Below are 21,931 nucleotides of genomic sequence, written 5' to 3'. Positions count from 1 at the left end.
GGGAATCGTATTGTGAGAAGCTTCGAAGCGCGAATGATTGGCAAGTCAATCCGCTCTGTCGAAAAGAACGAACCGGGGTTTGGGATCAGCGTTCTTTTCACCGACGGCACTGGGCTCGCTATCCATACGGAGGTGTCTCTGCGCATGAGCGATACAGCGGCAAGAATCGAGCGCGTTACATCGACCAAACAAGAGGTCATCTTGCATTTGGGCGAGTATGATTTCCTGGCGATATCGACTGACCGCCAAAAGTACGACGCTGTCGAATTGTTCGTCTACCAAGACGCCGGCGGCACTTTCGTTGTCGAGAACTAGGCGACGTTAAGCCAACCACCACTCCCGGCCGGACGGAAGCCGCTCGATCCCTGATGTGTCGACGGCGCCGAGCCGTTCCGAGACGCTCCTGCCGCCGATCGAAAGCCCCGGCGCGATCTCGGCCAGCGGCGCCAGCACGAAGGCGCGCTCCAGCATGCGCGGATGCGGCACTTCGAGCCCGGTCTCGTGAATAACCCGGTCGCCGAACACTAGGATGTCGATGTCGATCAGGCGCGGCCCCCAGCGCTCCTCGCGCACGCGCTTCAATCGCCTCTCGACGTCGAGGCAAAGGTCGAGCAGCGCGCGCGGCGAGAGCGCCGTCTCGATCGCCGCGGCGGCGTTGAGGAAATCGGGTTGGTCGAGCTTGCCCCAGGGCGGCGTGCGGTAGAGCGACGAGACCGCGGTGACGCGCGTCGCGTCGTCGCCATCCAGTATGCGCAATGCCGCGCCCATGGACCTCGCCGGATCGCCGAGATTGCCGCCGAGGCTGAGATAGACGACGCTATTCTGGCCAGACAACGGTCACCTCCACATAATCGAGCACGCCGGGCACCGGGGCGTTCGGCTTGCGCACGGTGATCGCGGCCTTCCTGATCTGCGAGAAGCGCGCTGTCAGCGCCTTTGCGACCTCCAGCGCCAGCGCCTCGATCAGGAAGCGGCGATGTCCGGTCACGATCTTCTCGATGACCGCGAAGGCGACGCCGTAATTGACGGTATCCTCGATGGAATCCTCCGTCAGCGGACGGCTGGGTTCGACGGTCAGCTCGGCATCGACATAGAAACGTTGGCCAAGCGTCTCCTCCTCGTCAAGCACGCCGTGGCGGGCGAAGAAGGCGCAATTCTTCATACGGATGACGTACATGATCAGGGTCCGGGGGGAGGCTCGGTTTCGCGGGCAAGCATAGCATCGGTCAGCGCCAGCGCGTCCACGTTGATTGCGACATCGTGGACGCGAAACAGGTCGGCCCCCTTCAAGCGCAGGATGACGCTCGTCGCCGCCGTGCCGGCGGCCCGATCGCCAGGCTCGCGCCCGGTCGCGGTGCCGATGAAGCGCTTGCGCGAGGTTCCCGCCATCAGCGGGTAGCCGAGCGCCTGAAGCTCCGAAAACCGCGCCATCAGGTCGAGGTTCTCCGCCGCCGTTTCCTTGGCGAAGCCGAAGCCTGCATCGAGCACGATCTGACTGTCGGCGACGTTGGCCGCACGCGCGATCTCGAGCGATTTGCGCAGGAACAGGAACTGGTCGTCGATCACATCAGGCAGTTTCTGCCGCTCGCGGCCGGTGTGCATGATGATGAGCCCGGCGCCGGTTTCGGCGGCGACGCGCGCGATGCCGGGCTCCCGCTGCAGCCCCCAGACATCGTTGACGATATGGGCGCCGGCGGCGACTGCGCGCCGCGCGGTGTCCTCGCGATAGGTGTCGACCGAGATCAGCGCCTCGCCGGAAGCGGCGAGCGCCGCGATGACCGGCAGCACGCGACCCTGCTCTTCTTCAGCCGTGATCGGAGCGAAACCCGGCCGCGTCGATTCCCCGCCGACATCGATCACGGCGGCGCCCTCTTTCACCATCCGGCGCGCCTGCTCCAGCGCCTTTCCCGGCGCGATGAACAAACTGCCGTCCGAAAAACTGTCAGGCGTCACGTTGAGGATGCCGACGACGACCGCCTTCGGACCGAGGTCGAGATAGCGCCCATGCGCCAACTGCCATCGCCTTGTCGTCATTGTCCATCAACCATGCGTGATCCGCTGGAAATCAATTCCGTTGCGCTGGCGACGGCCCTAAAGCAAGGTGCGTGAAGAGGCAATATGATGAAGCGTCCCCTGCTCTGCGCCCTGATGCTCGCGCTCGCCGCCACGCCGGCGGTCCCCGCGAATCTGGTGAAGACCTACAGCTATTTCAGCGTCGGCGGCCGCACGCTCGACGATATCCAGAACCAGCTGTCGAGAAACGGCCCCGAAGTGAAGAGCACCGGATCGCGACATCCAGGCGCCACGCAGATGGCCTTTACGACCCGTATCAGCTACGCCCAGAGCGCGCAGTCCTGCCGCATCGCCGATGCGGCCGTCACCGTGAAGGTCAAGGTGATCCTCCCCGAGTGGCGGCGCCCGCGCAAATCCGATCCCGACGTTAGGCTGTTCTGGGACACGCTCTCGGCCGACATCAAACGGCATGAGGAACGCCATGTCGAGATCGCCAAGAACCATGCGCGCTCGCTCGAGGACGCGCTGAAGGCCAGCCCCACGCAAAAGACGTGCGAACAGGCAAAAGCGGAGGCCGCGTCGATCCAGGCAGCCGAGCTCGCCAGGCACGATCAGGACCAGGTGCGCTTCGACCGGGTCGAGGGCGCCAATTTCGAAAGCCGCATCCTTCGGCTGATGCGCTATCGGATGCAGCGCATTGAAGCCGGCCAGCTGCCGCCGCCTTGACCCGAAGCAAGCCGCATCCGAGGCCAATTTCGCCCAAGCATGGTGCCCGACGGGGAAAACTTTCGAAGGACGGTCGAAAACGGCCTATATCGAACGACATATAGCGGGTTCGAAACACCCCCTATCCACGATGGGAAATGACAGGCGCGACCAGCCAAAGCCACCTTGGCGCGCCAAGCACCTGCCTTTGAAAGAAATGATGCATGGACCAGACCGTCGAGACGATGGCGCAGAAAGCCGCGCCGATGAGCGAGAGCGAGAAGAACGCCATCATCGGTGGCGTGCTGTTGTCGATGCTGCTGGCAGCCCTTGACCAGACAATCGTCGCCCCCGCGCTGCCGACGATCGCGCTCGCGCTTGGCCATGCCGAGTATCTGCCGTGGATTGTCACCGGTTATCTTTTGACCGCGACCGCGATGGCGCCGCTCTACGGCAGGATCTCGGATGTCTATGGTCGCCGTTCCGTCATCTACGCCGCCATCATGATCTTTCTGCTCGGGTCGCTGGTCAGCGCGCTCGCGCCCAACATGCTGGTGCTGGTCATCGGCCGGGCGATCCAGGGCGCCGGCGGCGGCGGTCTCTTCGCGCTGGCCCAGACGGTCATAGGCGATCTCGTGCCGCCGCGCGAGCGGGCCCGCTACTCGGCCTGGATCTCCGGCACATGGGCGGTCGCCAGCGTCGCCGGCCCGCTGCTCGGCGGCGTCTTTGCCGAGCATTTGCACTGGTCGCTGATCTTCTGGATCAACCTGCCGATCGGCTTCCTTGCCATGGCCCTCATCAACAACCCGCTGAAGAAGCTGCCGATCGCGGCCAAGAACCATCGCATCGACGGGCTGGGCGCCGCGCTGCTGGTCATCGCTACGTCGCTGCTGCTCCTGGCGCTGAACTGGGGCGGCAGCGCCTATCCCTGGTTATCAGGCGAAATCCTGGGGCTGGTGGCCTGCTCGGCCGTGTTCTGGGCTTTCTTCGCGCTGAGGCTGCTCAAGACGGCCGAGCCCTTGATCTCCCTCGACGTGCTGGGCAACCCGATCGTGCTCGCCGGCACGCTGTCGATGTTCCTGTTGCAGGCCGCGAACATCGGCGCTTCGGTTTACCTGCCGGTCTACCTGCAGTCGATCGTCGGGCTTTCGGTCAGCGAATCCGGCATGGCCATGCTGGGCCTGCTGCTCGGCACGGTCGCCGGCGCCACCCTCAGCGGCCGTTTGATCCCGCGTTTCGTCCATTACAAGCGCATCGCCATAATCGGCGTCAGCCTTGCCATCGTCTGCGTTGGCGTGCTCAGTGCCATTGCGGGACGCGCCTCGCTGCCCGAAGTCCTGATCCTGACCACGCTCACCGGCCTGGGCAGCGGAACGACCTTCCCGGTCGCCACCGTCTCGGTCCAGAACGCCGTCGACCGCGCTCACCTGGGCGTGGCGACCGGCGTGCTGACCTTCCTGCGCACGCTGGGCGGCGCGCTCGGCGTGGCGATCCTTGGCGCGGTGGCGCTGGGCTATGGCTTGCCGCTGTCGTCCGAAGGCGCCGCGACGCGTATCGAATTGTCATCGGCGCTGCCGTTCGTGATGATTTTCCTCACCACCGGGATCACGCTTGTCCTTGCGCTGATCGTGCTGGCGCTCATGCCGGAAAAGGAACTGCGCGGCCGCGACGAGCACGCCGCGCCGGTGCTTGCGGAGTAATCTCTCCGAGGTGTGTTGAGATTCAGGTCAGGCCGGCATCACCTGAATTCAACATACTCAGTCGTGGACGCCGAGCTTCTTCTGCAAGCTGGTCGATGAGGTCGTATATTGGAAGACGATGCGCTCGCCCGGGCTGACGATGCGCTTGGCGGCCTGTGCCATCAGCGCCACCTCGTGGAAGCCTGACAGGATCAGCTTGAGCTTGCCGGGATACCAGTTGATGTCGCCCACGGCAAAGATGCCCGGGATCGAGGTCTGGAACTTCTCGGTGTCCACCGGGATCAGGTTCTCGTTGAGGTTGAGGCCCCATTCGGCGATCGGTCCGAGCTTCATGGTGAGGCCGAAGAAGGGCAGCATGCGGGTGCATGGCACCTCAACGTCGCCGTCCGGACCGCCCTTGATGGTCGCCGATGACAACTGGCCGTCGGCCCCGGCCAGCCCGCTGACCTGACCGACCAGGAACTTGAGCTGCTTCATCTCCTGCAAGGCATACATCTTGTTGACGCTGTCGGGTGCCGCCCGGAATTCCGGGCGGCGATGCACCAGCGTCACGCTCTTGGCGATCGGTTGCAGGTTGAGCGTCCAGTCGAGCGCCGAATCGCCGCCGCCGACGATGACGAGATCGTGGCCGCGGAATTCCTCCATGCGCCGGACCGAATAAAAGACGCTCTTGCCTTCATAGGCCTCGATGCCCGGAATGGGCGGGCGCTTGGGCTGGAACGAGCCACCGCCGGCGGCGATCACCACCACCTTGGCCTCGAACAGCTCGCCCTCGTCGGTGGCGACGCGGAAGCTGCCGTCGTCGAGCTTTTCCAGGCTCGAGACCATGCGGTTGAAAGTGAACTCCGGCTTGAACGGATGGATCTGCTCCATCAGCTTGTCGACGAGGCCCTGAGCCGAGATGGTGGGCCAGCCGGGTATGTCGTAGATCGGTTTTTCCGGATAGAGCTCGGCACACTGGCCGCCGGGACGGTCGAGAATGTCGATGAGATGGCATTTCATGTCGAGCAGCCCGAGCTCGAACACGGCGAAAAGGCCGACCGGCCCGGCGCCGACAATGACAACGTCCGTCTTGATGGTATTGCTCATGCGCTGCGCCCCATTTGGGAATGGAGCGAGACTGCATGAGCGCCGGCCTGCTGCCAAGCAGCCAGCATGAAGAAAACTGGAAAGTCGGCCTTAGCCTTGGCGCTCGGGAACGCGCACGACCAGCCCGTCCAGCGCGTCGCGCACCTTGATCTGGCAGGAAAGGCGCGAGTTCGGCTGGACGTCATAGGCGAAGTCCAGCATGTCCTCTTCCATCGCCTCCGGCTCGCCGACCTCGGCCGTCCATGCCTCGTCGACATAGACATGGCAGGTCGCGCAGGCGCAGGCGCCGCCGCATTCGGCCTCGATACCGGGCACCGCGTTGCGGATGGCGTTTTCCATGACGGTCGAGCCGTTTTCGGCCTCCACGTCAAATCGGGTCCCGTCATGGGCGATGTAAGTCAGCTTGGTCATTAAGTCACCTGAGGAGTCGCGACGGAGATAATCACTCCACCGGACAAGTCAACTGCGGCGCGAAAGCGCCACGAAATGACGTTTTTCAAAAAGATAGTGCTAGCGGCTGATGCCCGCGATGAAGTCGCGCACTTCCTCGATCAGCATGCCGAGCCGCTTGAGCGCCCGGACGTCTTCCGGCTGCTTCTCGATGATTGCCGCGCATTCGGCGACCGCGAAGGCGCCGATGCCGCGCGCCGAGCCTTTCAAGCCGTGCGCCAGAAGTATCCTCTGCCTGGTGTCGGCGTCCGTGATCTGGTCACGAACGTTGAGCGACTGCTGCACGAACAGCGCCAGCACCTCCCGTTCGAGGTCGCGGTCGCCCATTGTCTGGCGCGCCAGATGGCCGAGATCCACAGGTCGGGCTCGAGCCGTTCCGGAGGGATCTCCCCCCGGCATGGAAAACGCAATACCACTTTCGCCACGCATACGCACTGCAACTCCATCAAGCGGGCAGACGAGGCCAAGAAAATAGGCGTTTCCGGTCGCCAACGGGTTAACGATTGGAGGGGAAAAATGTTGTCACGGAGGCGACCGGATCACGCTTGCGTTAACCTTATATTTAAAGTTTTACGTATCGCCCGGAATGCATGTTTTCTTTACCCCTGTGTGTCATTACGATACGAAGGTCCATTTTTCAGCCTCCTGCTCGGGATAGACAAGCTAGAATCGGGCCAGAATCCGGCCAAAATCATAAGTCCCGCGGCAGCTAGTACAGGGTAGCGAAGGCATGGCTAAGAAACCAACGACGACCAAGTCTCTCGAGAATGACGTAGCCGCGGAACTGGAAAAGGCGCTCGACCTTGACCTTGCCGGCGACGAAGGCGGGCTCGACATGGCGGCGTCGATGGAGGATCTCGAAGCGCAGATCTCGGCGGCGGCCGACGAGCTGGCGCGCGAAGGCCGCAGCCAGCGGACAGAGCCGGCGAACAACCCTCAGCCAGCCATCCCCCAGTCTCCAAGGGCGCCCGCGGCCAAGCCGGCCGAACTGCGCCCTGTCGAGCCGCGCAACGGACAGCCGTCCGGCTTCACGCCCCCGGCCGGCTTCACGCCCGCCAATGACGACCGCCAGAAGGACTACAAGACGCTGCTGCACAGCCTCAACCGGCGTGCATCGAGCACCGTCTACTGGGTGATCGCCTTTATCTCGCTGGCCTGGATCGCCGGCGCCGGCGGCTTGGCCAACCTCCTGTTCGGTCCTGGCATCTGGAAGATCCGTACCTTCGACCAGTTCTTCGCCCGTCCCGAGCTGATCGGCCTGGCGGTAGCCGCGATCGTTCCGGTCATCCTGTTCTGGGCGTTCGCCGCCATGATTCGGCGCGCGCAGGAAATGCGCATCGCCGCGCAGTCCATGACTGAGGTCGCCTTCCGCCTGGCGGAGCCTGAAAACCTCGCCCAGGATCGCGTCATGATGATCGGCCAGGCCGTTCGCCGCGAGGTGGCGGCCATGGGCGAAGGCATCGAGCGGACGCTCGCCCGCGCCGTCGAGCTGGAGACGCTCGTCCATGGCGAAGTCAGCCAGATCGAACGCTCCTATTCCGAAAACGAGGCCCGCATCCGTTCTCTGGTCGATGGCCTCGGCAGCGAGCGCGAGGCGGTCGTCACCCATGCCGAGCGCGTGCGCGCCTCCATTGCCAGCGCTCACGAGACGCTGCGCGACGAGATCGGCGCGGCCAGCGACATCATCCGCGATTCGATCCTCAACGCGTCGACCAAGCTGTCGATGACGATCAACAACTCCGGCGACACGCTGATCGATCGCATCAATGAAAGCTCGACGTCGATCTTCGATTCCGTCGAATCGCGCCTGGACAACATCACCGATCGGCTTTCCACCTCCGGCGAGGCCTTCGCCAGCCTGCTCGACACCCGAATCGCCAAGCTTACCGACACCACGGACGGCCTTACCCGCTCGCTGACCGACCTGCTCGACGACCGCACGAATGGCATGGTCTCGCTGCTTGGAGGCGCCGCCCGCACGCTTAACTCCGAATTCGAGGCGAGCCTCAGCGGCATCGAACGGACACTGGCCGAACGCGGCCAGGCGCTGATCAGCGAATTCCAGACCCGCGCCGAAGCGCTCGACACCGGCACGCAGAAGCTCAACGCCGCCCTCGAAGCGCGCGCCCGCCAGATCAACGAGACGATGGTGGAACGCGCGAAGGAAATCGCTCATGCCTTCGCCGAGAGCAAGGACACGCTGTCGGCGATGATCGATCAGGGCAAGACCCAGATCGGCGCCGATATGGCCGACATCATCTCGTCCACCTCCTCCATGCTCGAAGCCCGCGCCACCGACTTCGCCGGCCGCATGGAGGCCGCCCGGCATGTGGTGTCGCGCTCCTTCGATTCCGACATCCAGCGGCTCGCCGATGCCCGGGTCGGCATCGAGGAAGCCGTCGAGAACCACAGCCGCTCGCTTTCCGAGAGCCGCGAACGCATGGCTGCCGCCATGCAGGAGGACCTGGCCAAGTTCGCCGAGGGCCGCGCGGCGATCGATGCCGCCGTCACCAACCAAGTGCAGAAGCTGGCCGAAGGCCGCGGCTTGATCTCTCGCGCGCTGGAAGAAGATCTGCGCAAGGTGAACGAGTCGCGCGCCGCCATCGATGCATCGCTTGGCAGCCATCTGGAGCAGCTCGAAGAGGGTCGCAACCGCCTGTCCCAGGCTTTGAACGAAGACTCCGGCAGACTCGTCCAAGCCCGCACGATGATTGACGAAATGGTCGCCGGCCATGTCGGGAAGCTGGCCGAGGGCCGCAATATCCTGGCGCGCGCCCTGGAAGCCGATCTCGGCAAGCTGCAGGACAGCCGCGCCTCGATCGACGGCCTCGTCGCCAGTCAGGTCGAGAAGATCGCCGAGGGCCGCGCCGTGCTGGCCAAGGCGCTCGAGACCGACATCATCGGCATCAGGAACCTGGTCGAGACCCATTCGACCAAGCTCGCCGAGGACCGCGGTGAGCTCAGCCGCGCGCTTGAAAGCGATCTGAGCGGCATCCGCGGCCTGATCGACAGCCATGCCGGCAAGCTCGCCGAGGACCGCGGCCTGCTATCGCAGACGCTGGAAGCCGACCTCGCCAAGCTGGCTGAAAGCCGTGCCTCGATCGACGGCCTCGTTGCCGGCCAGGTCGAAAAGCTTGCCGAAGGCCGCGATATCCTCAAGCGCGCCCTGGAGGCCGACCTCAACACCATCAAGGGTGCCATTGCGGGACACTCGGACAAGGTGCTGGAGGATCGCTCGCAACTGTCGAAGGCCCTCGAAGCCGATCTGCAGGCCGTCAGCGGCGCCATTGCCGATCATCAGAACAAGCTGGCGCAAGACCGCTCGGCCCTATCGAGAGCCCTGGAGGATAACCTTCAGAATGTCAGCGGCGCCGTTGCCGAACATCAGAACCGGCTCGTTCAGGACCGTTCGGTGCTGTCCAAGTCGCTCGAAGACGATCTCGCCAAGCTGGCGGAGAGCCGCTCCAGCATCGACGGGCTGGTCGCCGGCCAGGTCGAGAAGCTGGCCGAAGGCCGCGACATTCTCAAGCGCGCGCTGGAAGCCGATCTCAACACGATTCAGGGCGCAATCGTCGATCATTCGCAGAAGATCACCGGCCATCGCGCCGAACTCTCGCGCGCGCTCGACGCCGATATGGCCAATGCCAGCGGGCTCATGCAGACCCATGCCGACCAGTTGTCGCAGAACCGCGCGACGCTGTCCAAGGCGCTGGAGGACGACCTCGCCAAGCTGGCCGAAAGCCGTTCCAGCATCGACGGGCTTGTCGCCGGCCAGGTCGAGAAGCTGGCGGAAGGCCGCGACATCCTCAAGCGCGCGCTCGAAGCCGACCTTGCCAAGCTCGCCGAAAGCCGCGCCTCGATCGACGGCCTTGTCGCCGGCCAGGTCGAAAAGCTCGCCGAAGGCCGCGATATCCTCACGCGCGCCCTTGAAGCGGACCTTGCCAAGCTGGCCGAAAGCCGTGCCGGCATCGACGGCCTCGTCGCTGGCCAGGTTGAGAAGCTCTCCGAAGGCCGCGATATCCTCACGCGCGCCCTTGAAGCCGATCTCGCCAAGCTGGCCGAAAGCCGGGCCGGCATCGACGGTCTTGTCGCCGGCCAGGTCGAGAAGCTCGCCGAGGGCCGCGATATCCTCAGGCGCGCCCTCGAAGCCGACCTCCAGAAGCTGACCGAAAGCCGATCCGAGATCGACGACGTCATCGCCGGCCATGTCGGCAAGCTGTCAGAAGGCCGCGACATGCTGGCCCGCGCCTTGGAGGACGATCTCGCCAAGCTCGCCGATACGCGCAAGGACGTCGACCGTTCGGTCTCCGGCCATATCGACCAGATCGCCGCGCGGAGCAGCGACATTTCGGCAGCGATCGCCGCCGATGTCGAGAAGATCGAGCAGGCCTTCAGCCGCCAGACCGGTGTCATCGAAGAACGCGCCAGCACCATGGAGCGAGCGCTGTCGACCGGTGTCGACAATGTGCGCGGCGTGCTGGAGAAGACCGCGGTGTTCGTGGCGGGCGCGTTGCGCGACAAGGTCATGGAAGTCACAAGCACCCTGCATGAGCAGGCCGGTGCGGCCTTCAGCGACGCCGATCGCAAGATCGCCGAACGCGCCGAGCAGACCTCCGCCGCGCTGCTTGCCAGGGCCGAGGACATCGCCCAGGCCTTCGAGGCGGCCGACCGTCGCCTGCACGAACGTGCCCAGGACACGTCCAACATGCTGATGGCGCGCGCCGACGACGCGTCGAACTCCCTCATGGCTCGCGCCGAGGAAACTGCCGACAAGCTGGCCACGCGCGCCGGTGAGATCGCCAACACCTTCGACGCGGCCGACCAGAAGCTGGTTGCCCGCGCCGTCGAGACGGCGCAGTCGCTGGCCTCGCGTGCCGGTGACATCCTGCGCAACTTCGAGGGCGCGGACGAGCGGCTGTCGATGCGCATCACCGAATCGGCCGAAGCGCTGGCCGCCCGCGCCTCCGATCTCGGCCGCATCTTCGACGGCGCCGACCAGCAGCTCATGGCGCGCATCGCCGAGGGCTCGGAAGCGCTTTCCGCCCGCGCCGGCGAGATCGGCCGCATCTTCGACGACGCCGACAACCGCCTGGTGTCGCGCATCGCTTCGACCAGCTCGACGATCGGCGAGCATGCCGACACGATCGTCGGCGCCTTCGCCGCCACCGAGCAGCGTGTCGCCGACCGCGCCCGCCAGACCGGCCAGGAGCTCGCCGTGCATGCCCGCGAGATCGAGCAGGCGCTGTCCGGCGCCGACGAGCGGATTGCCGCGAGCGCCGCGGCTGCCGCCGCGCGCGTCGAGGACCAGGTCGCGAGCGTGGAAAACCGCCTCGCCTACACCGCCGAGACGATGGGCCAGAAGCTCAGCGAGCAGGTCTCCAGCGCCGAGGCTCAGCTGATCTCGCGCGCCAACGTCATCGCCGAGACCTTCACGGCGGTCGGCCAGCATATCGGCCAGAGCACCAACGAGGCCGCGCGCACGATCGGCGCCAACACCCGCGAGCTCAACACCATGCTCGCGGCGCGTTCGGCCGAGATGGCGAAGATCCTCGACGAGACGGCCAAGCCGCTGGTCGAGCGCTTCGCCCAGGGCGGCTCCGAACTGCAGCGCAGCATGGAAGAGGTTACCGAACGCGCGGCCGAGAAGCTGCGCAGCGAGAACACGAACCTCGTCAATGCTCTCGCCAGCCGCACGGCCGAAACGCTGTCGGCCGTCGAAGGCGCGCGTTCCTCGCTTGCCGACAGCGTGGCCGACCTCATTGGCCGCATGACGACCTCCAGCGCGCAGCTCGGCCAGCTTATCGAGCAGGCTGCCGTCAATCTCGGCCAGGTCGAGGAGCGGCTTTCCGGCAGCACGCAGAGCTTCGCCTCGACCACGGAGAAGGCCGCCCAGACCTTCGCCAGCTCGGCGCGTCTGGTCGATTCCAACACGACGCGGCTCACCGACCTGTCATCGGCGACGCTGCGCGAGGTGGCCGCGATCGCGACCAAGTTCGACGAGCACAGCCGGCTGCTTTCCAGCGCCTCGAACCTGCTCAGCTCCGCGCAAAGCAATCTCGAGCACACGCTGGAGCGCCAGTCCTCGCTGGAGGACCTCGCCGTCGGCCTGGTCAAGAAGTCGGAAGACCTCGAGAAGGTGATGCGTTCCTTCGAGAGCCTCGTCGGCCAGACGATGCAGACCGCCGAGGGCCGCACGATGGAATCGGCGGAGAAGATCCGCACCGCGATCGCCGAGGTCGTCGATTCGGCAACCCGTCGCTTTGCCGACGCGACCGAGGAGATGCGCCGCACCGCAGGCTCGATCAAGAGCGAGCTGGATCTCACCCGCGCCGAGCTGAAGAAGGGCGTCATCGAGATGCCGGAAGAGGCCAAGGAATCGACCTCGGCCATTCGCCGCGCCGTCGCCGAGCAGATCAATGCGCTCAAGGAACTGTCGGATATCGTTGCGAAATCCGGCCGCAGCGGCTCAAGCGAACAGGGTGAACCGCGCGGTCTGCGCCCTGCTCCGCAGCAAGCGCCGACTCGTGCCGCCGAGCCGCCGCTGCGCCGCCCGCCGGCCCCGCAACCTCAGCCGCAGCCGCAACCGGCGGCTCGCGCCCCTCAGGCGCCGCTCGCCGAGACCACGCTGCGCGGCACGCTTGACCTGGAACGTCCCGCCGAGGCGCCGCGCCGTGAGAACGGCAAGACGCAGCAGGGCGGCTGGGTGCGCGATCTCCTGACCAACGCCTCGCGCGAGGAAGAGCTGAGGCCGGCGGCGCCGGCGGAAGCGCCGCGCGCGGCGCCTGCCCAGCGCTCGCCGCTGCATGTCATGGAGTCGCTCAACTCGCTCTCCGTCGACATCGCACGGGCCATCGACCACGACGCCTCGATCGAGCTCTGGAACCGCTATCGGCGCGGCGAGCGCGACGTCTTCACCCGTCGCCTCTACACGCTCAAGGGCCAGCAGACCTTTGACGAGATCCGCCGCAAGTATCAGGCCGAGGCGGAATTCCGCGCCGCGGTCGACCGTTACTGCGAGGATTTCGAGAAGCTGCTCAAGGATGTCTCGCGCAACGACCGCGACAACATCATGGCGCAGACCTATCTGACCTCCGACACTGGCAAGGTCTACACCATGCTGGCCCACGCCAGCGGCCGGTTGCACTGAGCCGGGCAGCTCCAGGAATCAAAAGGCGGGCCGAAAGCCCGCCTTTTTCGTCTCTGCAAAGTTCAGAACCCGCCGTCGGGATCCAAGTCGCGAATTGAATTAGCGATGGGCAATCCAAGACCACGCTGATCGAGCCACAACACTTGCCGTCCATGTCTTTCGCGTTCTGACAAAAGATCAGCATGGGCCATTTGCATGGCAAGCAATAGCGCCTGCACCGCATCGATCCCACGCGCTCTGAACGTGCGCGAGCCTTCGGGCCATCCTATTTCGTACCAACATAGGAAATCTCCCCCGTCCTCTGGTTCGGGCGAAAAGAAACGGCAGGTCACCTCATCACCATCAACCGAAAACGTCCGTTGAATAAAACTTACGGTCATCACGGCTCCGAAAAAACGTGGCTTGCCTGGAGCCTCGCTCAAATCGTCGAATCGGCCCAGCGGACGATGTCAGTCGCCGCCTGGCCGAAGGCATTGTCCAGCGCGCGGACGTAAGCCGCATTGCCGCTGCCGGAAACCGGCGCGCTCGCGGTGAAGTTCTTCGAGGCGCGCACCTCGCCGTTGCGGTCGTTCAGGATGCGCACGAACAGGTCGACGTCGGCATGCTCGCCGCCATTGACGCGCACCTCGAAGGAGCGCACCTCGACGATGATCTGGTAGTCGATGGCCAGCCCTTCGCCCGGCTTGCCTACGCCGGCAAAGCTGCCGGAGCGCTGGAAGGTCTCGGCCAGCCTCGCCTGCACGATCAGCGGCAGCCGGTCTGCCCATTGCGCGCCTTTCAGGAACTGGATCGAGCGGTCCGAACGCCTGATGACTATGTTCTGGCTGTCCAGCGCCTTGAGCGCCGAGGGCTGGGCGATCAGGATCTGGCGGCGGCTGTGGGCGCGCACATCGACCGAAGGCGCGGACAACTCGAACGTGTCGAGCGGCGCCGGCTTGCCGCCCAGGACCGCACAGCCGGCAAGCGTAAGCACCAGCAATGCCGCCGCGGACGATCTCAAACTACCCGCTACCACCCTGACCGACTTCACGCGCGATCCCCGTTGTCCCCGATCAACCCGCATTCGCGGTTCATTTTCTTGGCGGTCGCGGCGGCCGAAGTCAACGCCGTGCCCTTCCGTCGAACTGCCGGACCTCGCCCTCGCCGCCGGACAGGATGCGCTGCGGATTGCGGCTGAGGTCGGTCACCGCTTCCTCGATGCGGTTGATCGAGCGGCGGCTGTCCTGCACCAGCGCTTCCACATTCTGCAGCCCCTGGCCGGAGAAGCGTGACAGGTTGTCGACGATGGTGCCGAGGCGGGAGTTCAGGGTGTCGGCCACCTGCTTGAAGGATTTGAGCGTCGCCCTCGCATCGGCCATCACGCCGTCGGCCTCGCCGGAACCGAGGAGCTTGTCGACCTTGGCCAGGATGCCGTCGACGCGCACCGAGGCGTCGTTGAGGCGCTGCGCAAGCTGGCGGGCATTCTTGATCGTGTCATTGATGTCGTCGGAGCGGTTGGCGATCTTGTTGGTGACCTTGGCGATGTCAGAGGCCGCCTTGTCGGCGCTGGCGCTGGCTTTCTGGATGTTGGCCAAAGCCTCCTTGACGTCGGCCGGATCGATGCCGTCGAGCACGCCGTTGACCTTGGCCAGTGTCCCTTGCGTCTGCTTGGCGAAATCGTTGATCGAGCCGACCGCCGTGTTGACGTTGCCGATGACCGTATCGAACTGCTTGCTGGTCTCTTTCAGATTCGCCGTCACCGTATCGACATTGGCCACAATGCTCTTGATCTGGTCCTTGTCGACGGAATTGAGCAGGCCTTCGGCGGCCTTCAGCGTGCTGTCGAGCCGGCCGGAGACATTCTTCAACTGATCCGAAAGCGAACTCACCGCCGACAGGAACTTGTCGATGCCGTCGGAATTCTTGGCCAGCGCGTCCGAGAAGGTCTGGACGTTCTTGATCGTCTGCGTCAGCGGCTCACGAACGTCCTTGGTAAAACCTTCGAGCTCGCTAAGCACCTTGTCGGCGCGGGTAAAGATGTTCTGAGCCGTCTGCAAAAGGTTGGTGACCGCGGACGGGTTGGCGACGATCTCGGCGACCCTGCCTTCCTTCTCCGCCTCGTCGAGCAGCCTGGCTTCCTTGGGGTCGGCGCCCTTGAGCTCGATATTGGCCTGGCCGCTGAGGCCGGTCAGTCCGATGTCGGCCTGCGTCGACTTGGTGATAGGTGTCCAGCGGGCGATTTCGGCGTCGGCAATGGCGACGGTCGGATCGTCGCCATCGATATAGACGTTTTTCACATCGCCCACCCTGACGCCGTTGAACAGCACCAGGCTGCCGCGGCTGAGGCCGGAGGCCGAGCCTGGGATGCGCACGCGCAGCATCGCCGTTTCGCCCCTGTCGCCGATGGCGGCCGTCCAATAGACGAAGGCGAAGGCCGCCAGGATCGCGCCCAGCGTGAAGATGCCGACGATGACGTAGTTGGCTCTTGTTTCCATCGCCCCACTTATCGCTATGCGCGCGCCGCAAGATCAAGTTGCCGGGCGCGTTTTCCGCGGAAATAGGATTTCACCCACGGCTCATCGCTCTTCAGCATGTCGTCGATCGTGCCTTCCACCAGAACCCGCTTCTTGCCGAGCACCGCGACGTGGTCGCAAGCGGTGAACAGCGTGTCGAGGTCGTGCGTGACCATGTAGACGGTGAGATCCATTGTGTCGCGCAGCTTGACGACCAGTTCGTCGAACTCGGCTGCGCTGATCGGGTCGAGCCCGGAGGTCGGTTCGTCCAGAAAGACGATGTCGGGATCGAGCGCAAGCGCACGCGCGAGCGCCGCGCGCTTGATCATGCCGCCGGAAAGTTCGGACGGGAATTTCTGCGCGGCGTCGGTCGGCAGCCCGACCAGTTCGATCTTGAGCATGGCGAGCTCATCCATCAGCGCTTTGGGCAGGTCGAGATATTCGCGCATCGGCACCTGCACGTTCTCCAGCACCGTCAGCGCCGAAAACAGCGCCCCATGCTGGAAGAGGACGCCCAGCCGCATATCGATGCGCAGGCGATCGGCGTCGCTTGCCTTGTCGACATCGACGCCGAACAGGCTGATCGTCCCCGACTGCTTCGGCATCAGTCCCAGTATGGTGCGCAGCAGCACCGATTTGCCGGCGCCGGACGCGCCGACAAAGCCAAGGATTTCCCCGCGCTTGATGTCGAGCGAAAGCTTGTCGAGGATCAGCTTGTCGCCGATGGCGACGGTGACGTCGCGAACCGAAAGCACGATCTCGCCATCGTTCGTGTGCTCCGCTGCCGTGGCGCCGTTGCCGTTCGCCATCTCAGAAGCCGATCGCTGCGTAGAACATGGCGAAAAGCCCGTCGAGGATGATGACGATGAAGATCGACTTCACCACCGAAGCGGTGACGTGCAGGCCGAGCGATTCGGCGCTGCCGCCGACTTTCATGCCCTCGACAGACGCAATGATCCCGATGATCAGGGCCATGAACGGCGCCTTGATCAGGCCGGCGAAGATGGTGCTGAGATCGATGGCGACGCGCAGCCTGTCGATGAACGCGGCCGGCGGGATGTCGGAATAGAGCCAGGCGGCGACGATGCCGCCGGCAAGGGCGGCGAAATTGGCGATGATGGTGAGGCAAGGCAGCCCGATCACCAGCGCGACGAGCCGGGGAAACACCAGCACGCCGATCGGATTGAGGCCGATCACCTTGAGCGCGTCGACCTCCTCGCGCATCTTCATCGAGCCGATCTCGGCCGTGATGGCGCTGCCCGAACGTCCGGCGAGCATGATCGCCGTCATCAGCACGCCGAGCTCGCGCAGGATCAGCACGCCGACTAGGTCGACGACGAAGATATTGGCGCCGAAATAGCTGAGCTGATAGGCGCCCTGCTGGGCGACGATGGCGCCGACGATGGCCGACATCAGCACCACCACCGGGATTGCGCCGACGCCCATGCGATCGATCTGGTTGAAGATCGCGGCCGGATTGACTGCGTGACCGCGCCCGAGCTTCATCTGCGCGCCACGGATCGTGGCGCCGAGGATATTCATCGAGGCGAAGAAATCGTCGCGCATCTCGTAGACCCGCCGGCCAACCAGCTCCAGAGCGCGCAGGATGATGTTGGGCGGCCCGGACGGGCCCGATTCGGGCTCGCGGCGGACCGCGTCGCCGACGGCGCCGAGCAGGATCGAGGCGACCTCGCTTTGCCCCTGCAAATGGACCTCGACGCCTTTCTTCTCGAAGGCGCTGGCCAGCCGGTCGATCAGCCAGGCCCCGGCCGTGTCGATCTTTTCGATGTGGGAAAGATCGAGCATCAGCTGTTTCGCGCCGCTTCTCTGCTCGATCTTGCGCATGTCCGCATCGACCGCCGCCACGGTGCGCGTCGTCCACACGCCGGAAAACGCGCAGCCCAGCACCCCGCCCTCTTCGCCCACGGCGACGCGCGGTCGATGCTCGCCGTTCTCGGCGGCCTCGCCGCTTGCGTCGCGTTTGCGGATGGTCAACATGGCGTCCTGTTTAGCGTGACGGGACTGGCGTGTCGATTTGCCGGCAGACTGGTGTCGCACAGCCGGAGAAGAAAATTATGGCGCGTGTCATTTCGGTCGAAATGGAGCGATTCCCGATCGCCGGCACCTTCACCATCTCACGCGGATCCAAAACCGAGGCCGAAGTCATCACCGTAACGATCGCTGACGGGGGACGTTCCGGGCGCGGCGAGTGCGTGCCTTACAAGCGCTACGGCGAGACCATGCAGGGCGTATATGCCGCCATCGAGGTCATCCGCGACCAGATCGCTGGCGGCATCGACCGGACCGCACTGCTCGCTGCCATGCCCGCGGGCGCCGCGCGAAACGCCATAGATTGCGCGCTGTGGGATCTGGAAGCCAAGCTGACCGGCAAGCCCGTGGCGGCAGCGATCGGCGTCCTTCCGCCCAAGCCGCTGGAAACCGCCTACACGCTGTCGCTTGCCGAACCGGAAGCCATGGCCGCGCAGGCGCGCGCCAATGCCGCGCGGCCTTTGCTCAAGGTCAAGATCGGCGGCGACAACGACATGGCGCGGATTCGCGCGGTGACGGAGGCCGCCCCCGAAAGCCGCATCATCCTCGATGCCAATGAGGGCTGGACGGACCAAAATGTCGAGGCGAACCTGGCCTTCGCCGCTCAGCACGGCATCACGCTCATCGAGCAGCCGCTGCCGGCGGACAAGGACGACATCCTGCGCCGGATCGCGCATCCGGTGCCGATCTGCGCCGACGAAAGCGTGCATGCGGCAAAGGACCTCGACGCGCTGGTCGGTCTCTACGACGCCGTCAACATTAAGCTCGACAAATCCGGCGGCCTGACGGAGGCATTGAGATTGCGCGACCGAGCCCGCGATCTCGGCTTCGGCATCATGGTGGGCTGCATGGTCGGCACCTCGCTCGCCATGGCGCCGGCGGTGCTCCTGGCGCAGGATGCCGACTTCGTCGACCTCGATGGCCCGCTGCTTCTCGCACGCGATCGCGAGCCCGGCCTCGTCTACCAGGGATCGCTGGTTTCACCCCCCAACAGGGAGCTTTGGGGCTGAGCGCGCGGCGAGACCGATCAGCGCCATGCCGATGACCGCGATCGGGATCATCGCCCAGAAACCATCGACGCCCAAGCGGTCGTAAAGCGGGCCGGAAGCAAGCGTCACCGCCGCCATGAAGAAGCCGTTGAAGAAATAGGCAATGCCCTGCGCCGCGCCCGTGCGCTCCTCGGAAGCCGTCTCGCCGATCATCTTCTGCAGCCCGATCAACACCATCGCGACCGAGACCGAGTGCAGCGACTGGACCAGGAAGAAGCCGCCGACGCCAAGCCCGAGCGGCCAGACGAGCGGAAAGGCGATCCAGCGCACGATCGAGCCGATGCCGGCGATCACCATTACCTTGACCACCGAGACCGACGAAAAAATGCGGTTGAAAAACAGGAACATGCCGACCTCGGAGACCACGCCCCAGGCCCATAGCAGGCCGACGACGGAATCGCCGATGCCGATCGACTTCCAGTAGATCGAAACGAAGCCGTAGAGGAAGGCGTGGCTGGCGGTGATGACGCCGACACCGAGCGTGAAATAGAGGAAATAGGCGTTGAACAGGCTGGGGGCCTTATGCTGGATCTCGGTGGCCGACAGCGGCGAGGCCTTGCGCGGCCGCCCATGCGCGGTGCCGCCAACGCCGCCACCAGGGCCGCGCCGAGCGCCACAAAGATGATCACCGGAACCGCCTGCGGGCCGGTGGCCGCCAGGATGAATCCACCCGCGATATTGGCGCACAGATAGGCGATCGAACCCCATTTGCGCATCGTCGTGTAATTCGAGCCGAAGCGGCGCACGCCCGACAGTGCCAGCGAATCGGCCATCGGTGAGTGCGGCGTCCAAACGATGGTGAGCAGCAGCGACACGGCAAGCACGATCGCGTAGGCGGCCGGCAGGAAATAGCCGGCCGAGACAACCATCGAGGCCGCGACCAGCGCGATATAGACATTGGCGCGGTCCTTCGCCCGGTCGGCAAGCGCCGTCAGCATCGGCGTCGTCACCACGCGCAGGAACATCGGCGCCGCCAGGATGACGGCGATCTGCTCGGCATGAAACCCCTTCGCCTGCAGCCAGAGCGGAAAATAAGGCAGATGCGTGCCCTGTGACACGAACAAGGTGGCGAAGATCAGGCTGATGCGCAGTTCGAAATGGCTGGGCTTGATGCGTTGTTCGGGCGAGAGCGGCGGCAGCGACATGAATCGATCCAATTACGCTGCAATCGACGGCCTGCAACGCGTTTCGATCCCTAACATGCGGCAAGGCAGGGCGGAACTGCCTGGACTAATCGATCAAGGGCAAAGCTGTTGAAGACCGCGTCCGGCACGGGATATGCCGCGCTTCGGCTTCAATGAACAACGCGCGCAAAGAGGCTCCAACCGCGGCCGATCTCTGATCGGCAGGCGCGTTCAGGCCGCTCGCGCCGCCCTGCCCTTGAGGTCGATAATGTCGACCGGAACCAACACATCCTTCCCAGTTGAAGATTCCGGCAGCACATGCGCCCAGGTCAGGATCTCCAGGCGGCCGTCGAAGTGCTCGACCGCCGCCGTGCAGCTTTCCACCCAGTCGCCGGTGTTGATGTACTGTACGTCGCCATAGCTTTCGATCGCGGCGTGATGGATGTGGCCGCAAATCACGCCGTCGACATGCGAGCGCCGCGCTTCCTCGGAAAGCACGGTCTGGAACGAGCCGATGAAATTCACCGCGTTCTTCACCTTGACCTTGGCCCAGGACGAGAACGACCAGTAAGGCAGGCCGAGCAGATGGCGCAGCTTGGTCACGACGCGGTTGATCAGCATCGCCGTGTCATAGGCATAGTCGCCGAGATAAGCGAGCCAGCGCTGGTTGTGCACTACCGTGTCGAACTGGTCGCCGTGGATGACCAGCAGGCGCCGGCCGTCGGCGGTCTCGTGGATGGCGCGGTCGGCGACGACGATGCCGCCGAAATGCACGCCCTGGAACTGGCGGGCGAATTCGTCGTGATTGCCGGCGATATACGTGATCGAGGCGCCCTTGCGCGCCTTGCGCAGCAGTTTCTGCACGACGTCGTTGTGGCTCTGCGGCCAGTGCCAGCTGCGGCGCAGTCGCCAGCCGTCGACGATATCGCCGACCAGATAGATGATCTCGGCGTCGTGATAGCGCAGGAAGTCGATCAGGAAATCGGCCTTGGCCGCTTTCGAGCCGAGATGCACGTCGGAAATGAACAGGGCGCGGAAAGTGCGGGGCTCTGGGGCTGACATCGCGATTTTACCCTTTGCTTTCGCGTGCCTATGCCCCGATTCATGCAACAATCGTATGACGGTTGCGGTTGATCCAGCCCAGGCGCTAGCTTGGCGCGACCAAAGCACCAGGAGAAAATCACCATGGATCTCGGCATTCGCGGCAAAAAGGCCATCGTGTGCGCCTCGAGCAAGGGACTTGGAAAAGGTTGCGCCATGGCGCTGGCCGAAGCCGGTGCCGACCTCGTCGTCAACGGCCGCAACGCCGAGCTTCTGGGCAAGACCGCCGCCGAGCTTCGCGAAAATTCGGCGTCAAGGTAATCGAAGTGGCCGGCGACGTGTCCAAGCCCGAGGTCCAGAAGGCGATACTTGCCGCATGCCCCGATCCGGACATCCTGGTCAACAACAATGGCGGTCCGCCGCTGCGCGATTTCCGCGAGCTCGATCGCGCCAAGATCCTCGAGGGCGTGACGCAGAACATGGTGACGCCCATCGAGCTCATCCAGGCGGTCATCGACGGCATGGCCAAGCGCGGCTTCGGCCGCATCGTCAACATCACCTCGCTGTCGGTCTATGTGCCGATCCCAGGGCTCGACCTGTCTTCCGGCGCCCGCGCCGGCCTGACATCCTTCCTGGCCGGCGTGGCGCGTACGGTGATCGATCGCAACGTCACCATCAACAGCCTGCTGCCCGGCAAGCTCGACACCGACCGGCTGCGCGGCCCACATGAAGCCGGCACTAAGGAAGACCCGGCCGCGGCAACCGCGCGCAAGGCCCGCATCAGCGCCGACGTGCCGGCGAAACGTCTCGGCACGCCCGAGGAATTCGGCCAGATCTGCGCCTTCCTCTGTTCGATCCATGCCGGCTACCTCACCGGCCAGAACATCCCGGTCGACGGCGGCCTCTACGTCAGCGCCTTCTGAGCATGCCTGAAGCTCTCCAGCCAACCAGCTGGAATCGGTTGATTATTTCCGCTCTGGCATTGTGAAGCCGGAGCCTGCGATTTGCGGTCGCGAAAAATCGCGGGCGCATGCTAAAAGGCTCCAAACCAGTATCGCAGGGAGGGGCCGCA

17 protein-coding genes and 2 pseudogenes are annotated in these 21,931 nt (G+C 64.7%); 6 read left to right on the top strand and 13 right to left on the bottom strand.

The window, feature by feature from the left end:
* Nucleotides 1–12: 12 nt before the first annotated feature.
* Nucleotides 13–315, top strand: a complete 303-nt coding sequence (locus tag EJ072_RS29975) for a hypothetical protein (RefSeq protein ID WP_127256986.1) — start codon at nt 13–15, stop codon at nt 313–315.
* A 6-nt stretch (nt 316–321) separates the two neighbouring features.
* Here the strand turns inward: EJ072_RS29975 and folK are convergent, their stop codons facing one another.
* Genes folK through folP form a run of 3 tightly spaced genes read right to left on the bottom strand, consistent with a single transcriptional unit; the run spans nt 322 to nt 2,034 of the window.
* Nucleotides 322–834, bottom strand: coding sequence for a 2-amino-4-hydroxy-6-hydroxymethyldihydropteridine diphosphokinase (folK, locus tag EJ072_RS29970; RefSeq protein ID WP_126082547.1), 513 nt, complete (start codon nt 832–834; stop codon nt 322–324).
* On the bottom strand, nt 818–1,177 hold the full coding sequence (folB, locus tag EJ072_RS29965; protein WP_042647736.1) for a dihydroneopterin aldolase: 360 nt from the start codon (nt 1,175–1,177) through the stop codon (nt 818–820). The genes folK and folB overlap by 17 nt, the downstream gene beginning before the upstream one ends.
* A gap of 2 nt (nt 1,178–1,179) precedes the next feature.
* Nucleotides 1,180–2,034, bottom strand: coding sequence for a dihydropteroate synthase (folP, locus tag EJ072_RS29960; protein ID WP_126082546.1), 855 nt, complete (start codon nt 2,032–2,034; stop codon nt 1,180–1,182).
* Between the two features lie 84 nt (nt 2,035–2,118).
* On the opposite strand from folP, the gene EJ072_RS29955 reads away from it, so the two are divergent.
* Together EJ072_RS29955 and EJ072_RS29950 are read left to right on the top strand one after the other, a co-directional pair.
* Complete coding sequence (locus EJ072_RS29955; RefSeq protein ID WP_126082545.1) at nt 2,119–2,739, top strand: DUF922 domain-containing protein; 621 nt, start codon at nt 2,119–2,121, stop codon at nt 2,737–2,739.
* A 203-nt stretch (nt 2,740–2,942) separates the two neighbouring features.
* Nucleotides 2,943–4,418 carry an MDR family MFS transporter gene (locus EJ072_RS29950; protein WP_126082544.1) on the top strand — a complete coding sequence of 492 codons (1,476 nt, stop codon included), beginning with the start codon at nt 2,943–2,945 and terminating at the stop codon, nt 4,416–4,418.
* Between the two features lie 57 nt (nt 4,419–4,475).
* Here the strand turns inward: EJ072_RS29950 and EJ072_RS29945 are convergent, their stop codons facing one another.
* From EJ072_RS29945 to EJ072_RS29935, 3 genes are all read right to left on the bottom strand, one after another.
* The gene (locus EJ072_RS29945) at nt 4,476–5,507 is read right to left on the bottom strand and encodes an NAD(P)/FAD-dependent oxidoreductase (RefSeq protein ID WP_126082543.1); all 1,032 of its coding nucleotides are present in this window, start codon (nt 5,505–5,507) and stop codon (nt 4,476–4,478) included.
* A gap of 90 nt (nt 5,508–5,597) precedes the next feature.
* Nucleotides 5,598–5,918 (bottom strand): 2Fe-2S iron-sulfur cluster-binding protein, encoded by a 321-nt coding sequence (locus tag EJ072_RS29940; RefSeq protein ID WP_042647743.1) that lies wholly within the window; start codon nt 5,916–5,918, stop codon nt 5,598–5,600.
* A gap of 99 nt (nt 5,919–6,017) precedes the next feature.
* Nucleotides 6,018–6,386 carry an Hpt domain-containing protein gene (locus EJ072_RS29935; RefSeq protein ID WP_126082542.1) on the bottom strand — a complete coding sequence of 123 codons (369 nt, stop codon included), beginning with the start codon at nt 6,384–6,386 and terminating at the stop codon, nt 6,018–6,020.
* Between the two features lie 301 nt (nt 6,387–6,687).
* On the opposite strand from EJ072_RS29935, the gene EJ072_RS29930 reads away from it, so the two are divergent.
* Entirely contained in the window at nt 6,688–13,104 is a 6,417-nt protein-coding gene (locus EJ072_RS29930) for a kinesin (RefSeq protein ID WP_126082541.1), read from the top strand.
* Between the two features lie 62 nt (nt 13,105–13,166).
* Here the strand turns inward: EJ072_RS29930 and EJ072_RS29925 are convergent, their stop codons facing one another.
* Genes EJ072_RS29925 through EJ072_RS29905 form a run of 5 tightly spaced genes read right to left on the bottom strand, consistent with a single transcriptional unit; the run spans nt 13,167 to nt 17,594 of the window.
* A complete protein-coding gene (locus EJ072_RS29925; RefSeq protein WP_126082540.1) occupies nt 13,167–13,484 on the bottom strand; it encodes a hypothetical protein in 318 nt (105 codons plus the stop codon).
* A gap of 38 nt (nt 13,485–13,522) precedes the next feature.
* Nucleotides 13,523–14,167 (bottom strand): ABC-type transport auxiliary lipoprotein family protein, encoded by a 645-nt coding sequence (locus tag EJ072_RS29920; protein WP_126082539.1) that lies wholly within the window; start codon nt 14,165–14,167, stop codon nt 13,523–13,525.
* A gap of 37 nt (nt 14,168–14,204) precedes the next feature.
* On the bottom strand, nt 14,205–15,578 hold the full coding sequence (locus tag EJ072_RS29915) for an MlaD family protein (RefSeq protein ID WP_126082538.1): 1,374 nt from the start codon (nt 15,576–15,578) through the stop codon (nt 14,205–14,207).
* Between the two features lie 14 nt (nt 15,579–15,592).
* Nucleotides 15,593–16,405, bottom strand: a complete 813-nt coding sequence (locus tag EJ072_RS29910; protein WP_126060642.1) for an ABC transporter ATP-binding protein — start codon at nt 16,403–16,405, stop codon at nt 15,593–15,595.
* 1 nt (nt 16,406) lies between these two features.
* Entirely contained in the window at nt 16,407–17,594 is a 1,188-nt protein-coding gene (locus EJ072_RS29905; protein ID WP_126082537.1) for an ABC transporter permease, read from the bottom strand.
* 77 nt (nt 17,595–17,671) lie between these two features.
* Between EJ072_RS29905 and dgcA the strand changes: the two genes are divergently transcribed.
* Nucleotides 17,672–18,655, top strand: coding sequence for an N-acetyl-D-Glu racemase DgcA (gene dgcA / locus EJ072_RS29900; protein WP_126082536.1), 984 nt, complete (start codon nt 17,672–17,674; stop codon nt 18,653–18,655).
* Here dgcA and EJ072_RS29895 read toward each other — a convergent pair.
* Together EJ072_RS29895 and EJ072_RS29890 are read right to left on the bottom strand one after the other, a co-directional pair.
* Nucleotides 18,626–19,839: pseudogene (locus EJ072_RS29895) on the bottom strand (MFS transporter). The gene dgcA and the pseudogene EJ072_RS29895 sit on opposite strands and share 30 nt — an antisense overlap.
* 210 nt (nt 19,840–20,049) lie before the next feature.
* Nucleotides 20,050–20,880 (bottom strand): UDP-2,3-diacylglucosamine diphosphatase, encoded by an 831-nt coding sequence (locus tag EJ072_RS29890; protein ID WP_126082535.1) that lies wholly within the window; start codon nt 20,878–20,880, stop codon nt 20,050–20,052.
* Between the two features lie 123 nt (nt 20,881–21,003).
* On the opposite strand from EJ072_RS29890, the pseudogene EJ072_RS29885 reads away from it, so the two are divergent.
* A pseudogene (locus tag EJ072_RS29885) lies at nt 21,004–21,782 on the top strand (SDR family oxidoreductase).
* Nucleotides 21,783–21,931: the final 149 nt, after the last annotated feature.

This window comes from Mesorhizobium sp. M2A.F.Ca.ET.046.03.2.1 (assembly GCF_003952425.1).
Lineage (GTDB): Bacteria > Pseudomonadota > Alphaproteobacteria > Rhizobiales > Rhizobiaceae > Mesorhizobium.
Note: the sequence above shows the minus strand (reverse complement) of the source record. Positions and strands in the feature narration are given on the sequence as shown.

What these genes read in the sequence shown, in the direction of transcription:
- folB (WP_042647736.1), bottom strand. Translation starts at nt 1,177, where the DNA reads ATGTACGTCATCCGTATGAAGAATTGCGCCTTCTTCGCCCGCCACGGC.
- folP (WP_126082546.1), bottom strand. Translation starts at nt 2,034, where the DNA reads ATGACGACAAGGCGATGGCAGTTGGCGCATGGGCGCTATCTCGACCTC.
- EJ072_RS29955 (WP_126082545.1), top strand. Translation starts at nt 2,119, where the DNA reads ATGATGAAGCGTCCCCTGCTCTGCGCCCTGATGCTCGCGCTCGCCGCC.
- EJ072_RS29950 (WP_126082544.1), top strand. Translation starts at nt 2,943, where the DNA reads ATGGACCAGACCGTCGAGACGATGGCGCAGAAAGCCGCGCCGATGAGC.
- EJ072_RS29945 (WP_126082543.1), bottom strand. Translation starts at nt 5,507, where the DNA reads ATGAGCAATACCATCAAGACGGACGTTGTCATTGTCGGCGCCGGGCCG.
- EJ072_RS29940 (WP_042647743.1), bottom strand. Translation starts at nt 5,918, where the DNA reads ATGACCAAGCTGACTTACATCGCCCATGACGGGACCCGATTTGACGTG.
- EJ072_RS29935 (WP_126082542.1), bottom strand. Translation starts at nt 6,386, where the DNA reads ATGCGTGGCGAAAGTGGTATTGCGTTTTCCATGCCGGGGGGAGATCCC.
- EJ072_RS29930 (WP_126082541.1), top strand. Translation starts at nt 6,688, where the DNA reads ATGGCTAAGAAACCAACGACGACCAAGTCTCTCGAGAATGACGTAGCC.
- EJ072_RS29925 (WP_126082540.1), bottom strand. Translation starts at nt 13,484, where the DNA reads ATGACCGTAAGTTTTATTCAACGGACGTTTTCGGTTGATGGTGATGAG.
- EJ072_RS29920 (WP_126082539.1), bottom strand. Translation starts at nt 14,167, where the DNA reads ATGCGGGTTGATCGGGGACAACGGGGATCGCGCGTGAAGTCGGTCAGG.
- EJ072_RS29915 (WP_126082538.1), bottom strand. Translation starts at nt 15,578, where the DNA reads ATGGAAACAAGAGCCAACTACGTCATCGTCGGCATCTTCACGCTGGGC.
- EJ072_RS29910 (WP_126060642.1), bottom strand. Translation starts at nt 16,405, where the DNA reads ATGGCGAACGGCAACGGCGCCACGGCAGCGGAGCACACGAACGATGGC.
- EJ072_RS29905 (WP_126082537.1), bottom strand. Translation starts at nt 17,594, where the DNA reads ATGTTGACCATCCGCAAACGCGACGCAAGCGGCGAGGCCGCCGAGAAC.
- dgcA (WP_126082536.1), top strand. Translation starts at nt 17,672, where the DNA reads ATGGCGCGTGTCATTTCGGTCGAAATGGAGCGATTCCCGATCGCCGGC.
- EJ072_RS29890 (WP_126082535.1), bottom strand. Translation starts at nt 20,880, where the DNA reads ATGTCAGCCCCAGAGCCCCGCACTTTCCGCGCCCTGTTCATTTCCGAC.